General features: G+C 40.0%; 13 protein-coding genes. 6 read left to right on the top strand and 7 right to left on the bottom strand.

Annotated elements, in window-relative coordinates:
* Nucleotides 1-39 precede the first annotated feature (39 nt).
* On the bottom strand, nt 40-2,229 hold the full coding sequence (locus tag CLV99_RS06390) for a glutamine synthetase III family protein (RefSeq protein ID WP_133583641.1): 2,190 nt from the start codon (nt 2,227-2,229) through the stop codon (nt 40-42).
* A gap of 164 nt (nt 2,230-2,393) precedes the next feature.
* The gene (locus CLV99_RS06385) at nt 2,394-5,216 is read right to left on the bottom strand and encodes an alpha/beta hydrolase family protein (RefSeq protein ID WP_133583640.1); all 2,823 of its coding nucleotides are present in this window, start codon (nt 5,214-5,216) and stop codon (nt 2,394-2,396) included.
* Nucleotides 5,217-5,372: 156 nt separating this feature from the next.
* Here CLV99_RS06385 and CLV99_RS06380 point away from each other — a divergent pair, with 156 nt between their 5' ends.
* Nucleotides 5,373-6,104, top strand: coding sequence for an SIMPL domain-containing protein (locus CLV99_RS06380; RefSeq protein ID WP_133583639.1), 732 nt, complete (start codon nt 5,373-5,375; stop codon nt 6,102-6,104).
* A gap of 68 nt (nt 6,105-6,172) precedes the next feature.
* On the opposite strand, the gene CLV99_RS06375 is transcribed toward CLV99_RS06380, so the two are convergent.
* Nucleotides 6,173-7,033 carry a sigma-70 family RNA polymerase sigma factor gene (locus tag CLV99_RS06375; protein WP_021069785.1) on the bottom strand — a complete coding sequence of 287 codons (861 nt, stop codon included), beginning with the start codon at nt 7,031-7,033 and terminating at the stop codon, nt 6,173-6,175.
* Between the two features lie 252 nt (nt 7,034-7,285).
* On the opposite strand from CLV99_RS06375, the gene CLV99_RS06370 reads away from it, so the two are divergent.
* Complete coding sequence (locus tag CLV99_RS06370) at nt 7,286-7,498, top strand: helix-turn-helix domain-containing protein (RefSeq protein ID WP_133583638.1); 213 nt, start codon at nt 7,286-7,288, stop codon at nt 7,496-7,498.
* Between the two features lie 6 nt (nt 7,499-7,504).
* Here the strand turns inward: CLV99_RS06370 and fmt are convergent, their stop codons facing one another.
* Nucleotides 7,505-8,422, bottom strand: a complete 918-nt coding sequence (gene fmt / locus CLV99_RS06365) for a methionyl-tRNA formyltransferase (protein ID WP_133583637.1) — start codon at nt 8,420-8,422, stop codon at nt 7,505-7,507.
* Nucleotides 8,423-8,514: 92 nt separating this feature from the next.
* On the opposite strand from fmt, the gene CLV99_RS06360 reads away from it, so the two are divergent.
* The 4 genes from CLV99_RS06360 to CLV99_RS06345 all read left to right on the top strand — a co-directional run bounded on the left by CLV99_RS06360 (nt 8,515) and on the right by CLV99_RS06345 (nt 13,533).
* Entirely contained in the window at nt 8,515-9,732 is a 1,218-nt protein-coding gene (locus CLV99_RS06360; protein WP_133583636.1) for an ABC transporter permease, read from the top strand.
* Nucleotides 9,733-9,842: 110 nt separating this feature from the next.
* Entirely contained in the window at nt 9,843-11,978 is a 2,136-nt protein-coding gene (locus CLV99_RS06355; RefSeq protein WP_133583635.1) for a cation:proton antiporter, read from the top strand.
* Between the two features lie 5 nt (nt 11,979-11,983).
* Nucleotides 11,984-13,255 carry an NADP-dependent isocitrate dehydrogenase gene (icd, locus tag CLV99_RS06350; RefSeq protein ID WP_133583634.1) on the top strand — a complete coding sequence of 424 codons (1,272 nt, stop codon included), beginning with the start codon at nt 11,984-11,986 and terminating at the stop codon, nt 13,253-13,255.
* Nucleotides 13,256-13,275: 20 nt separating this feature from the next.
* Nucleotides 13,276-13,533, top strand: coding sequence for a hypothetical protein (locus CLV99_RS06345; protein ID WP_133583633.1), 258 nt, complete (start codon nt 13,276-13,278; stop codon nt 13,531-13,533).
* Nucleotide 13,534: 1 nt separating this feature from the next.
* Here the strand turns inward: CLV99_RS06345 and CLV99_RS06340 are convergent, their stop codons facing one another.
* The 3 genes from CLV99_RS06340 to CLV99_RS06330 are packed head-to-tail and all read right to left on the bottom strand — an operon-like array spanning nt 13,535 to nt 15,841.
* Complete coding sequence (locus CLV99_RS06340; RefSeq protein ID WP_133583632.1) at nt 13,535-14,755, bottom strand: chloride channel protein; 1,221 nt, start codon at nt 14,753-14,755, stop codon at nt 13,535-13,537.
* A 14-nt stretch (nt 14,756-14,769) separates the two neighbouring features.
* Nucleotides 14,770-15,144 carry a DUF423 domain-containing protein gene (locus CLV99_RS06335; protein WP_133583631.1) on the bottom strand — a complete coding sequence of 125 codons (375 nt, stop codon included), beginning with the start codon at nt 15,142-15,144 and terminating at the stop codon, nt 14,770-14,772.
* Between the two features lies 1 nt (nt 15,145).
* On the bottom strand, nt 15,146-15,841 hold the full coding sequence (locus CLV99_RS06330) for a thioredoxin domain-containing protein (protein ID WP_133583630.1): 696 nt from the start codon (nt 15,839-15,841) through the stop codon (nt 15,146-15,148).
* Nucleotides 15,842-15,876 lie beyond the last annotated feature (35 nt).

Genomic DNA, 15,876 nt, shown 5'->3' with positions numbered 1-15,876 from the left:
TGAGGCGCCTTAGAATTCAATATGATGTAGGGTTAGTGACTAGTGGATAAACAGAAGTTCACGGAGCTTCGGTAATGGCCATTTTGAGTCGTCAACTATCTTCTCTAATTTGTTGACGTGGTACCGTATCTCATCAAAATATGGTTTGACAATTTCGTCATAAGCAATTGCTTTTTCACGCATATCTTCAATGGTATTTGCTTTTTTACGTGCTTGACGCATTTCTTCTGATTTTTCTAAGATCGTATTTGCATGCTTAGAGATACGTTCGACTAGATTTAGTTGCGAGGAATAAGCTTCTTTGGCCAAACCAAGATCTTTCAAACCTCTGACATTTTGTATTAATTCGTTTTGATAAGTGAAGCAGGCTGGTGCGATCTGACTGTTTACTACCTCTCCGATGACGCGGGCTTCTATTTGTAGTTTTTTATAGAAGTTTTCTAATAGAATTTCGTGTCTTGCTTCAGACTCCCGTTTAGAGTAAATGCCCAGTCTCTCAAAAAGAGCGACGGTCTCTTCTTTGACATAGATATCCAGCGATTTTGGCGTCGATTTGATATTGGACAAACCTCTTGATTCAGCTTCTTGAGCCCACTCGTCGCTGTATCCATTACCTTCGAAACGAATAGCTCTAGAGTCTTTAATATATTTACGCAATACATTTAAAATCGCTAAGTCTTTTTTCGTTCCTTTTTTGATTTGTTTATCTACTTCGGCTTTGAATTCTATCAACTGCGCTGCGACTATTGCATTTAATACTGTCATTGGTAATGCAGAATTGGCTGAAGAACCTACCGCACGAAATTCAAATTTATTACCTGTGAATGCAAAAGGCGAGGTTCTGTTGCGGTCCGTATTGTCCAATTTTAGTTCTGGTATTTTTGGAATACCGTGCCAAAGGTTTGCTTCGGACTTCACTTTCTTTGCTACCCGAGCTGATTCGATCTCATCCAACAGTTCATCAAGTTGCGAACCTAAGAAAATAGATATAATAGCAGGAGGGGCTTCATTTGCTCCTAGACGGTGATCATTACTGTGGCTCGCAATAGAAGCACGTAATAAATCTGCGTACTCATGTACTGCTTTGATTGTGTTTACAAAGAACGTCAAGAACATCAGGTTGTTTTTCGGCGTTTTTCCAGGGGATAGTAGATTGACTCCTGTATTTGTAATCAGTGACCAGTTATTGTGTTTTCCTGATCCGTTGACGCCAGAGTAAGGTTTCTCATGTAATAACACTTTGAAGTTGTGACGTATTGCAACTTGCTCCATCACATTCATCAATAATTGATTGTGATCTATGGCGAGATTGATTTCCTCAAACATTGGAGCACATTCGAACTGTGAAGGAGCGACCTCATTGTGACGGGTTTTCAATGGAATTCCAAGCTTAAGCGCTTCGTTTTCCAAGTCAACCATAAATGCTAGTACACGCTCAGGAATAGCTCCAAAATAGTGGTCTTCCAATTGCTGTCCTTTGGCCGACATATGGCCAAAAAGTGTCCGGCCTGTCAGTTGTAAGTCTGGACGGGCATTGTATAACGACAAGTCAACCAAGAAGTATTCTTGTTCGATACCAAGTGACGTATTTACTTTCGTTACTGCTTTGTCAAAATATTGTGCTACATCAATAGCTGCTTTATCAATTGCATTTACAGCTTTTAGTAAAGGAGCTTTGTAATCTAAAGACTCGCCGGTGTAAGAAACAAAAACTGTTGGGATACATAATGTCTTTCCCGCTGCCGATTCGTAGATAAAGGCAGGGGAGGAAGGGTCCCAAGCGGTGTATCCACGAGCTTCGAATGTGTTACGGATACCACCATTTGGAAAAGAAGAGGCATCTGGTTCTTGTTGTACAAGAGCATCGGCTGTGAATTTTTCAATAGCGTCACCATTTTCATCCGGTTCAAAAAAAGCATCATGTTTTTCAGCTGTACTGCCTGTTAGCGGCTGGAACCAGTGGGTATAGTGAGATACGCCATTTTGGAGCGCCCAGGTCTTCATTGCTTGTGCAATGAATTCGGCGATCTCTCGGGATATCGGTCCACTTTCTTCAATTGCTTTTGTTAGTTCCCTGAAAGTATTCTTGGGTAAGAAATCTTTCATTTTTGCACTTGTGAAAACATTTTTACCAAAAATAGTAGTTGCTCTTTTGGTTACGACCTTTTCTTCGGGTAATGCATGCCTAGATGATGCTGCATTTACGGATTCGAATCTGATGTTTGACATTTTGTTGTGGAGTTGGTTGTGTTTTTGTGCGATTATTGTCTTTTGTTGTTCAAAAATACGATGATAAATTTATTTTTTTTCATTTTTTTTAAAATAAATATAAAAAAGCTCTAGAATTTTTGTTTTCTAGAGCTTTTGTTTTGGTTTTGTGGGTTTGTTTTTTGTTATTCTGTGTCAAAACCCCAGTTTATTCCTTTTTTTGTTGCCGGAACTCCTGATTTTATCCATTCTGCTGCTGGTTTTCCTTTTAAGAAGTGATCGAAGAACTGACTTTGTCTAATTTGTATGTCTTTTCTGTTCTGACGTTGTATTAAATTGTGGTCATCTCCATTGTAATTGAGTAGCCATGACGGTTTACCTAATCTTCGAAGAGCAGTAAACATTTCAATTCCTTGATACCAAGGTACGGCACCATCGTTGTCATTGTGCATTATCGCTACGGGGGTATTTACTTTGTCCATGAAAAAGAGCGGTGAGTTTTCGATGTATAGATCCCTATCTTCCCATAAGGTGGCGCCCAGACGGCTTTGGGTCCTTTCATATTGAAACTGTCTCGACATACCTGTGCCCCATCGGATACCTCCATAGGCGGAAGTCATATTGACTACAGGTGCCCCTGTCCAGGCTGCAGCATACATATTGGTTCTCGTGATAAGGTGAGCGACCTGGTAGCCTCCCCAGCTTTGACCTTGAATAGCCATTTTAGTAGAGTCGACCCAACTGTTTTTTGCGAGGTGACGCATGCCTGAGTTGATATATTCTTCTGCGGATTTTCCTGGATGCCCCGTTTGGTAGCGGATGTCAGGCGCAAATACAAGGTACTCGTTGCTGACGAAATAGGGGATATTAAGCCTTGACGGGGTTGGGGCTGGAGCCTGATAACTATATAGTCCTTGTGATAGTGTTTCGTAGAAATAGGCGATTATCGGATATTTCTTATTGGGGTCAAAATTTTCAGGCTTGTATAGTATTCCTTCAGCTGGATATCCGTTTGGTGTTGTCCATTTCACCAATTCAGCTGTTCCCCAGTTGTATTCCTGTTGTTGAGGGTTGATATCTGTCAGGCGCTGCTCTACTTTAAAGTCAGAAGTGCTATAAAGGTCTGGGCTCGAGTTATAATTCTCTTTAGTGTAGATATAGATGTTGTTCTTTTCGTCTGTCTTGAAGTTTTTGAACGTAAACTTGTCCTGAAGGATTTCTGTCGGATTTTGTTTTTTTGAAGGCAACACAGTGAAAATTCCGTTTTCTTTGCTCTTCTCGTTAAAGCTAGTCAATAGCAGTGCAGTGTTTTCTTTTATTTTAGCCGTTCGGTTTCTGGGCGTGCCATCTTTTATAAGCAACGGTCTAAAGACAATACTATTAGCCCTTCCAAACTGATTTGTAATAGATTTTTGCTTCTTTCCATCAAGGGAGAAATACCAAACGTCATATCTGTCGTTGATATAGACACCTAGGTTGTCTTCGGCCCAAGCAGCGATACCGTAAGCTGATGCTGCTGTAGGCATATCGTTTTCCTCATCGGCAAATCTTACATTCAGGCCTTTGTTGAGGCACTGTTCGGTCCCGCTCGCAATATGGTGGCTGTACCAATTGCCTTCCGTTTCGTCAAATAGAAGAACGTAGTTGGCATCAGGGGACAAGAAGGCTTGTCCTTGCCATGCTGATTTTATGGATTTCCGCTCTCCTGTTTGTGTTGATATGACGTATACCTGTTGCAATTGAAATGCCTGCCATTGATACGCTATTCTATTTCCGGTAGAAGAGGTCGCTAGAATCCACTCCTGTGTAGCGGCGTCTGTATAGGCGGTACGGTCGAAAGTGTCATCAGTGAGTGCGATTAATTGATTGGTCTGAAGGTTGTAAACTGCGTCATAGCTCTTGCTCAAATCCCTTTTCAAATTGACAAGCTGCTGTGTCATGAGGTAGTCGTCTTTCCAGTGCCATATGTCTACCTTTGCATTTTCGAAATCCACGAGTGTTGTATCTTTGACCGGAGGGATGGGGGCTAGGCCAAAGAACAGTCTTTTAGAACTTTCGTCAAAGCTGAGCTGACCATCACCAGATACGTGCCATTCCGGCGGAACTCCCTTCGTGTTTTTGTCTGCAATCACCCGTGCTGTATCTTGGCCTATATGATATAGATAAAGTCTGAAATCTTTTTGTAAGGCTTTCTCCGGACTCTTGTCCGCTAAAAAAGATAGGCTATTACTTTGGTCATTAAAAGTTATGCTCTTATATACACCTCTTCCGTTGCTAATTTTCTTCAACATTTTTTTAGCAAGGTCGTATATATAGAGGCCATCAGCGTTTGAACTGTCCTTAGTTTCTGTCTTTTTACTGAAAACGAGATATTTTTCATCGTTACTGAAAAAATAGCTGTCTGTTTTCCAGAACTGTACAGTGTCTTTTGTTTGAAGCTGTTGGAGTACAAGTACATTTTCCTTTTTAGCTATAGCGCTCTTCTTCGTAGACTTGGATGTTGTCGAGTCTGTTTTGGTTTTAGTACTGTCCGTAGGCAGAGAGATGCTTAGGTCTTGTGTATAAGCTATAAAATTTGTCGGATAATATGCTAATTTGTAGCTTTTGATAGCTCCAAGGGACATTTGGTCTTGACTATTAATATTGAATATAACTAGAGAGTCCTTTGGAAAGTCATCACTTTTCTTTTTTTTGATTTTAGCCTCACGGGTGTCTTTGAACGGTGGTTTTATCAAAGTGATTAAAAAATCCTCTCTATTCGTTATTTTAGGCGAAGTGCCTCGTTCAAAACGTTGTAATAGTTTGTTTTTTTTGTCTTTTAACTCGATGTATCCATCTCCCTCTTGTGGACTCACAGTATAGAAAATATAATTTCCGGATTTAGACACATCCACGCTTGAGATGTTTTTCCATAAATCATAACTGGAATGGTCTATCGGTTTTTTTTGAGCAATAAGACTTGGTAGTGTTATGCTACAAAGAATAAACAATGATACGGTTTTCTTCATGTAATAAAAGATTGTTCAGTTACACCAAACTTAGATAAAATGAGGCGTATTCACGAATAGCGAATAGAAAAATTACATACTAAAGTGTATGTGTCATTTTTGGCACGTAAATTATTATATATAGAGTAAATCAAGTGGAAATCAAATTATATATATATGAAATCAACGGGAATTGTAATCAGTGTTGTGGCGGCTATAGCTTTAGTCGTATCTGCTTTTGTATTGGCTGGCGCCTATAAGTATAAGTTTAAGGTGAGCAACACGATAAATGTAACAGGAAATGCGAAGAAAGACTTTGAGTCTGATATTGTTAAATGGAGCGCATCCTATAGTCGTAAGTCTATGGATCTAAGTGAGGCTTCAGAGCAGTTGAAACGGGATAGGGATATGGTCAAAAGTTTTTTGATCCAGCGTGGAATAAAGGAAAATGAAATCTTGTTTGAGGCTGTTAATATTTCAAAAGATTTCTCTTACCATACTGATGAGCGCGGAAATAGCTATAACACTTTTTCTGGATACAGCCTGACTCAAGTCTTGAGCGTGGAGTCTAAAGATTTGGATAAGGTAGACAATGCATCACGCGAAATTTCTACGTTGATTTCTCAAGGAGTAGAACTTAGCTCGAATTCACCTAGTTATTATTACTCTAAATTAGAAGACTTAAAACTTTCGTTGATTGCTGAAGCTTCACAGAATGCCAAAGCACGGGCTGAGAATATAGCAAAAGAGTCAGGTTCTAGTTTGGGTACTTTGTTGAGAGCTGATTTAGGTATATTCCAGATTACCGGACAGAATGATAATGAAGAGTTTTCTTATGGCGGTGTTTTTAATACGAGTTCTCGGCTGAAGACTGCTAATATTACGGTAAAGACCAGCTATGGGCAGTAATATATTTCGGTTAAAAAAATAAAGCGCAAGATATTCTCTTGCGCTTTTCCTTTTATTGGTTGTTTGTTCTAACCTAAGTAAGATTTTAGAATTTTGCTACGAGAGGTGTGGCGTAAACGCTGTAGTGCCTTGTCTTTTATCTGACGTACACGTTCTCTCGTTAAACTGAATTTTTCACCGATTTCTTCAAGTGAAAGTGGGTGATTGGATCCTAAACCGAAGAACAGCACGATAATCTCGCGCTCGCGTTCTGTCAAAGTAGATAAAGATCTTTTGATCTCTTCGGATAATGACTCATCTATTAATGAACTATCTGTATCTGGGTCAGAGTTTTCTAATACATCGAGTAGTGTGTTTTCTTCTCCTTGTACAAAAGGAGCGTCCATAGACACGTGCCTACCTGAGTTACTCAATGTATCGGATACCTTGTCTACAGTTGTTTCTAAGATGTCTGCTAATTCTTCTGGAGAAGGCTCTCTTTCGTACTCTTGTTCTAGTTTTGAGAAAGCTTTGCTGATTTTGCTTAATGATCCCACTTGGTTAAGGGGAAGGCGTACGATACGTGATTGTTCAGCGATAGCTTGCAAAATAGATTGACGAATCCACCACACTGCATAAGAAATGAATTTAAAACCTTTAGTTTCGTCAAATCGTTTTGCAGCTTTTATAAGTCCTAGATTTCCTTCGTTGATCAAGTCTCCTAAAGTAAGACCTTGATTTTGATACTGTTTTGCTACGGATACGACGAATCGTAAGTTGGTTTTTGTTAATTTTTCCAATGCCACCTGATCTCCCTCGCGAATCCGTTGGGCCAAGATTACTTCTTCTTCAGCAGTAATCAAGTCAACTTTACCAATTTCATGTAAATACTTGTCAAGAGATTGAGATTCACGATTCGTGATCGATTGTGTAATTTTGAGCTGTCTCATTAAAATTTATACCTTTCTTCTGGAATGTTGCAAAAATACAAAAAAATATGATTATTGAGTGTAACAAAATTGTAATTTATTTACTCATTTTGAGGTAGTTATGCAAGATAGTAAAACTGATAATTAACATCAAAAATCGTTCCAAGTTTATGTTCTGTTACACATTGTCATGTTTAAAATAATATTCTATGTTTAAAACCTTTCTTTTGGAAAAATGTTTTATAAGAAAGAAAATTTAAACATCATAGGATTATGGGTATAGTAATACGTTTGGATGAAGTTATGGCAAAGAGAAAGGTTTCTTTAAATGAACTCAGTGAGCGCGTTGGTATAACGCTTTCCAATCTTTCCATATTAAAGAATCAAAAAGCTAAGGCGATTCGTTTAAGCACGTTGGCAGCCATTTGTCGAGCACTTGACTGCCAACCTGGGGATATTATTGTCTATCAAGAAGAAGTTAAGTAGGTGTTCTTAATCAAAACGATACCCTCTTAAGAATTCTTCAACGGACATCCGCTTTTTACCCTCTATCTGTAGGGATACTAAGTTGATGTGTCCGTCTGTTGTGTTGAATTTTAGGAAACTTTTACCATCTGTTTCGAAAGAGCCAGGAGTACTTTTAGGAGCGGCTTGTTCTTTATCGACCTCGTAAATTTTTAAAACTTTGCCATCCAATAATGTGTAGGCAGCAGGATAGGGGCTCAATCCTCTAATTTTATTGTAGACCTGCTCTGTGGAATTGTTCCAATCAATCACACAATCTTCTTTAAATATCTTTGGAGCATGTTTTAGGGGTTGACCATCTTTCTCGTCCTGTGGGGTAGGCGTTATGCTGCCATTTTTTAAACCTTCTATTGTTCTGATCAATGTTCTTGCTCCTGCATGCATCAATTTGTCATGTAATATTCCTGCAGTATCATTGTCTTCTATTTTTACTTTTTCGTTTAGTAATATGTTGCCTGTATCTATTTCTTGTTGCAACAAAAAGGTCGTCACGCCACTTTCTTTTTCACCATTGATAATCGCATGATTGATGGGGGCTGCACCTCGATATTGAGGTAATAAAGAGGCATGGACATTTATAGTGCCCATCGGAGGCATGTTCCATACGACTTCAGGGAGCATGCGAAAAGCAACTACCACCTGTAGGTCAGCTTGGTAGGATTGGAGTGCCGCTAGAAAATCGGGAGCTCGTAGTTTTTCGGGCTGTAATACAGGGAGGTTGTGTTCCAAAGCAAAAAGTTTGACTGCCGATTGATGCAGCTTTTGTCCACGCCCAGCAGGTTTGTCGGGGCCAGTCACGACGGCGACTACATTTTGTCCTGCATCGAGTAGTGCTTTTAGAGAAGCTACTGCAAAGTCGGGCGTGCCCATAAAGATTATACGCATATATAGTTTTTTATTTTTGAAACGCCGAAACGTCTCGTTTGTCAAGTTGCAAAAATTGTTAACTTTGCGAAGTTACAAAATTATATTTCAGCTTGAATTTTCCATTATTTATTGCGAGGCGAATCATATTTAAGGGGCAGCGTACCTTTTCTAAGCTCATTGTGCGCGTCACTATTGGGGCTTTGGCCTTGGCGATTATTGCAATTCTACTCTCCGTAGCTATTTTAAGAGGGTTTAAGGATGAGATAACGGCAAAGCAGCGTGGTTTTTTCAGCGATATAATTATTACCAAACAGGACTTGAGTCAAGCGGAGAATGTGCCAATCTCTCTTTCTACCACAAAGCTGGAGGAGATTCGAAATCTTCCTAATGTTGTTTCTATCTCGCCTTTTGCTACCAAGGTTGGGATCATGAATGTCAACGGAGAAGTGGAAGGAGTGTTGTTGAAAGGCGTAGAGTCTACTTATGATCAGTCATTTCTAGCAAAAACTTTAGTAAAAGGAGATACCTTAAATCTCAGAGCCGAAGATGGTGATAGTCAATTGTTGATATCAGCCTATCTGGCCGAACGGCTAAAGATACAGCTGAACGATGGATTTATTATGTCTTTTGTCCAGGATAATAGAACCCGCAAACGCAAGTTTGTCGTCCGGGGTATTTTCCGTACCAATTCGGAAGAGCTGGATAAAAATTATGTCATTGGCTCTTTGGATTTAATTCGACGTCTTAACAATTTAGGAGAGCGGGATGCGGGGGCCTATGAGATTCGAATTAAAGATTTTGAACAGCTGGAGGCTACCACCGAACAAGTCGATGATGTCTTGCCTTTGGAGATGAAATCTATGAATATCGTAGAACATTTGGCCGATATCTTCAACTGGTTGAAAATGCTGGATATGAACGATGATATTATTTTTGTGCTTATGGTCATTGTTGCCGTAATAAATATGATATCATCACTGTTGATTACCATTCTGGAGCGAACTTTTTTAATCGGGATGTTGAAGGCTTTGGGAATGATCAATCGAGAGATACGCAAGATCTTTTTATTAAATTCACTGTATTTGATTGGGTATGGACTGTTGATTGGGAATGTGGTTGCTTTGTTTATTTACATACTTCAAAATAAGACGAAGTTCTTTAAATTGGATCCGATGATCTATTACATCGAATATGTACCGATGTCAATAGACTTTGTAACGGTTGTGGTTCTTAATGTGAGTATTGTTTTTATTGCACTATTGACACTTTTTATTCCCTCTATGTTGATTTCGCGTATTTCTCCTATTAAAACAATACAGTTTAAGTAGTCTTTAAAAGACCCTTATTTTTCCAGAAATCTACTTTTTTTCGTACTTTACCTACGATTTGCAATGTAAGAGTTGCAGCGTGTTGTAATTAAACGAACTTTAGTCGATTTATGAGTAGTAAGATTTTTGAACATTTAGCTGACGCATTTGAAGCTCCTTTAACTAACCCAGTACTTGTCTTTTCTTTAGTGCTTTTTATTATACTCTTGTCGCCCATCTTATTGAGGCCGATACGAGTACCTGGTATTATTGGTCTGATTCTATCTGGGGTAATCATTGGGCCACATGGACTTAATTGGTTAGAAAAGAGTTCGGCAGTAAATCTTTTCTCTACTATCGGACTTTTGTATATTATGTTTATTGCCGGCCTTGAGCTGGATATGAATGAATTTAAGAAGACCAAGCACAAGAGTGTGCTGTTTGGCTTTTTTACCTTTGCGATTCCAATAGCTATCGGTTTTCCGGTCTGCCATTATCTGTTGGGATATGATGTATTGCCCAGCATATTGATTGCGAGTATGTTTGCTACCCATACATTGGTTTCTTATCCCATTGTCAATAGATACGGTATTTCAAAACATGAAGCTGTCGCTATTACGATTGGTGGTACGATATTGACAGATACTGCAGTCCTGATTATTCTGGCGGTGATCACCGGGGCTTCCCAGGGAAATATCAACCAAGAGTTCTGGGTTACTTTAGGTGTTTCTTTCGCCATTTTCCTTTTTATTATGTTCGGTATCATTCCTAAAATCGCGAAGTGGTTTTTTGAACGAATAGAATCGGAAAAGACAGGTCATTATATTTTTGTACTTACGGTGGTGTTTTTTGCTGCTTTCTTAGCCGAAATGGCAGGGTTAGAGCCTATCATAGGTGCTTTCGTTGCTGGACTAGCATTGAATAAATTAATTCCACATTCTTCAGCGTTAATGAACCGTATTGAGTTTATTGGTAATGCTATTTTTATTCCTTTCTTTTTGATTTCTGTTGGGATGATTGTGGATGTGAGTGTATTGACAAAGGGACCGATGGCGCTTATTGTGGCGGGTACGTTGACTGTTGTCGCTATATCTGGTAAATATTTGGCGGCTACAGTTACCCAATTGATTTTTAAATATTCAAAGAATCAAAGAAACCTAATTTTTGGATTGAGTAATGCACACGCTGCTGCGACTCTTGCCGTTATTATGGTGGGATATAGTAATGATATTATCGATGAAAATGTCTTGAACGGAACCATCTTGTTGATTTTAGTAACGTGTATTGTAGCAACCATGGTCACGGAGAGCGCTTCAAAGAAAGTCGTTATGGAGGGCCATCAGGATGATGCACATGTGGAGCATGTAGAAGAGGGAGAGGAGCAAATAATGATCCCAATTGCTAATCTCAGTACCATGGAGCCCATTTTGGATTTTGCAACCTTAATCAAATCCAAGAAGTCCCATTATCCGTTAAGTATTTTGAGTGTTGTCCCTGACAACGAGCGGGCCGAACGTAATTTGATAGAAGCTCGAAGAAATTTGGATAATATGGCCAAATATGCTTCAGGGGCAGAGACAGAAGTTGAATTGGTGACGACCATTGATTATAATATTGCAGCCGGTATTTCTAGAATGTCGAGACACGTTTTTGCGGATTGTATCATTATGGGGTGGCCTAGTGCTGTTTCCTTTGTCGAAAAGATTGTTGGCGAAAAGACAGAGAGTATTTTAAATAGCACAGACACGACTTTATTTATGTGTAGATTGGAAAAACCGTTGATTTCACATAAATCAATTACCGTATTTGCACCTCCTTTGGCAGAGTCTGAATTTGGATTTACCTATTGGATGGAAAAGATATTGAAGTTAGCGCAAGAATTATCCTTACCCGTCAATTTTATTTGTAATTCTAGAACCGTAAGTGCAACAGAAGAGGTTCAGAAGCTTCTTAAATCCAGTGTGCCGCTACACTTTTCTAATTACGAAGATTGGGATAATATTTACGGGTTGGCGACATTTAGTAATGTAGATTCATTACTTGTATTTGTATCTTCTCGAAATGGAGAAGTGTCGTATCGGGATTCGTTAGATGGTTTGGCACGACGAGTGGGACGTTATTATAAAAACCAGAACCTGATATTGTTATTCCCTAGTCGTCAGGCTGATTCTCATATAGATGAATATGAGCACATTCAGACAGCGCCTATTTTCAGAAAGATAAGTCGCGAGATTGGCAATATGTTCAATAAAGAAAAACAAAACTGATAGATATGAGTGGAAAAATAACCGTGGATTCGAAAGGAGCGCTACAGGTGCCTGATGCGCCTACTATTCCTTTTATTATTGGAGATGGAATTGGACCCGATATTTGGAAGGCGTCGGTCCGCGTATTTGACGAAGCAGTCAAGGCTTGTTATAGCGGTAAGCGAAGCATTCTGTGGAAAGAAGTTTTGGCAGGAGAGAAGGCGTATAATGAGACCGGCACTTGGTTGCCAGAGGAAACGTTATCTGTATTTAAGGAGTATTTGGTCGGGATAAAGGGACCGCTGACGACTCCTATCGGTGGTGGTATTCGCTCATTGAATGTAGCCTTACGTAAAGCGTTGGATTTGTATGTGTGTTTACGCCCCACAGTATGGTACGAAGGAGTGCCTTCGCCAGTGAAACACCCTGAATATGTTGACATGGTTGTTTTTAGGGAGAATACCGAGGATATTTATGCGGGGATTGAATTTGCCGCTGGTAGTGATGACGCTCATCGACTACAGACGTTTTTATCGCAAGAATTAGGTGTAACATATGGATTTTCTGATACGACCGGTGTTGGTATAAAACTGGTCTCTGAAGAAGGTTCCAAAAGGCTGGTCCGTGCCGCAATCGAGTATGCCCTGACCCACAGTTTACCATCGGTAGCGCTAGTGCACAAGGGCAACATCATGAAATATACAGAAGGGGCATTCAAACAGTGGGGATTTGAGGTCGCCGAGACAGAGTTTGCCGCACAGACCTATACTTGGGGGCAGTGGGAACGTACTAAAGCAGAAAAGGGACAGGATGCCGCCAACGAGGAGCAAAAAGAAGCGCAACAGGCTGGTAAGATAATTATCAAAGACATTATAGCTGATAATTTTTTACAGCAGATATTACTCGCACCGAGAGATTTTTCGGTTGTCGCTACATTGAATCTGAATGGAGATTATATTTCTGATGCCCTGGCTGCTATGGTGGGCGGGATCGGTATTGCTCCCGGAGCTAATATTAACTATAAAACAGGGCATGCTATTTTTGAAGCTACACATGGTACAGCTCCAAGATTTGCGAATACAGATACGATGAATCCTTCATCAGTTATTCTGAGCGGTGTAATGATGTTGGAGTATATGGGCTGGAATGAGGCTGCCGATGCTATTAAAAATGCTTTGGGTAAAACTATAAAGGACAAAAAAGTCACAGTAGATTTTTTCAACCTTATGGATGGAGCGACCTTGCTAAAGACGAGTGAATTTGCTGATGAAATTATTAAAAAACTTAGGCTAGGGTAAGTGCTTGAAAATAAAGTGTAATGAGTTTTAGTAGATTACCTTCTTTTGTAAGGAATTCGGTTGTGCTGACGACGGCCGATAAAGATAAATTAGCTCAGATAGGTACTTTGCCTTCGGAGGATGAGGTAGATGCTATTCGGTGTTTACCGGAGGTGTTGGAATTGACCAATGCGTTTATTGGAGACGAGAGTTCCCGTGATACGCATTTGCAGTTGAAAGCAAAAGAATATCTTGATAGCGATGATGTGCTGATGGCCTGGAAAGTATTGCTCCTGTAGATTAGCTTCTTTTGGTCAATTTTCTATTTTTTTGACTACTGTATATCCCCTTTTGCCCAGATACAAATGCAGCTATAAGTGTTGACAACAGAGCAAAGGGTAAAATATAGATTCCAAATAGCTCTGCGGCCATAATGGCGCAAGCAAATGGAGTCTTAGTGCTGCCAGAGAAGACGGAAACAAAACCGAGAGCTGTAATCACCAAAAGAGGGAGAGGGATGTAGATAGAAAGGAAGCTGGCGAGCGTTGCTCCGATAAAGAATAAGGGGGTCACTTCTCCACCTTTGAAGCCTACACTCAGTGTAAGGCAGGTTAGTACTATCTTAGCTAAGAAGTCTATGCCCGCTTGAGGTTGTTCGAACGACTCTAAGATGGTAGGTATTCCAAGCCCGATATATTTAGTATTGCCTATATAAGCAATAATAGCAAGTATGATCAAAGAACCTATTACCACGCGCCAGTAGGGGTTGCTGATTTTCTTGAATAGATGACTGAGGATATCTCCTGTATACGTAAATAAGCGCGCTGTTACACCAGCGAGTATAGCAAAGAGTATTACCCAATGAATATCCTGGATTTGGAATAATCGGAAGTCTAAAAAAGGGTAGTGGGTGTGTGGTGCCTGAAGCAATAGGCAAACAGCATGCGCCAAGTAAGCGGTAAGAAGCGCTGGTATTATCGCGCTGTAGCGTAGTTTACCCAGACGAAATAGCTCTACCGAAAATACCACACCAGCGAGCGGAGTACCAAAGAGGGAAGCAAACCCTGCCGCGATTCCGCATATCAACGTTATCCTCGTTTGGGGTTTGTTCAGGCCCATTTTCTTCGCGATAAAATCAGCATAAGTTCCGCCGTATTGGACAGCCGTTCCCTCACGGCCAGCGGATCCACCGAAGAGGTGCGTCAGTAGGGTAGCCACAATTACCAAAGGAGCCATTAATAGAGGGATATTTCCTTTAGGATTATAATACTCTTCAAACAGGAGGTTATTACCCTTACTTGCCGCTCCGCCATAGCGTTGATATAAAAATACAATTAGTAGGCCAGCTAGGGGCAGTCCAAATAGCAAAAACTGTTGTTGTTCACGTAAGTTTCCGACGTAGTTTAAGGCGTTTAAGAATATAACAGAAGTAATGCCCGAAAAAAGGGCAATACTAATGCATATTTTTAGCCAATTATACCAGGGAAGACCTATCGGCGAAGTGAATTTGTTATTGTACACGCTTACTTATAGTGTTATAGAAATGAAACCAGTAAGGAGGCCCATCCAACAATCATTAGCAGACCACCCAAAGGAGTGATGGGACCCAAGAAACGAAGATTGGCTTTCCAATATTCTGAAAACGACAGCAAATAGATGCTGAATGAGAATAAGATAGTCCCAATTGCGATTCCATAAACTGCTAGACGCTGACTGTACAATGTAAAATCACAGCTAAATCCGATAAGTAATAATACCAGCGCACTATACATCTGATAACGGACACCTACTTCAAAAGAAGCTAATTTATCTGCACTGATTATTTTCTTGAAGGCATGTGCCCCAAAAGCCCCCAGTGTAATGGCTAGAATTCCAAAACCTGCACCAAGGACGAGAGTTACTGTCTGCATATTAATTAAGTTGTTTTTCTATAGTTTCCAAATCTGCGAATCCAGTGTGTTTCCAGGTTCTCTTTCCTCCTTTGTACAAATAGAGTACAGGAATGCTCGTTATCCCCAGTTGCTTGGTCAAGGTGCCATTTTCATCGACATCGATTTTTACAACCTTAACCTTGCCTGTGTATTTTTTAGCGACTTGTTTTATAAATGGCTCCATCTCTTTGCAGGGACCGCACCAGCTCGCATGAAAGTCGACGAGTACCATCTGCTCATCTTTTGTAAGTGCTTTAAATTGTTTTATGGTAAGTCCTTTAGGCGTCTGTGAGAGGTTTCTTTCTAAAGGAAGGTTTGCTGCTTCCCACTTTAGGATACCTCCCTCAATTTCATATACTGTAAATCCCTGTTCTGCCAGTGTTTTGGCAGCTTGCGCGCTACGGCCTCCTGATAGACAGTACACATATACAGGTTTTTTTTTGTTGAGTTTAGAGGAGGAGCTTTCTTCAAATTCCGCTTTTTGATTCCAATCTAGGTTTATGGAATTAGCAATATGCTTATCTGTATACTCCTTTTGTGTGCGTACATCGAGCAATTGTACTTTTTTATTCTTTTCAAATATTTTAGCGGCTTCCGATGCTGTTATTTTGGTCTGCCCAATGGCTGTACAAGCGGATGCTATTAGCAGTAGGAGAGAGCTCAGTAGTCTTATCATTTTTATTTTTTTAGATGAATAATGGGGAATCTATT

The sequence above is a fragment of the Sphingobacterium yanglingense genome (genome assembly GCF_004363245.1).
GTDB lineage: Bacteria > Bacteroidota > Bacteroidia > Sphingobacteriales > Sphingobacteriaceae > Sphingobacterium > Sphingobacterium yanglingense.
Note: the sequence above shows the minus strand (reverse complement) of the source record. Positions and strands in the feature narration are given on the sequence as shown.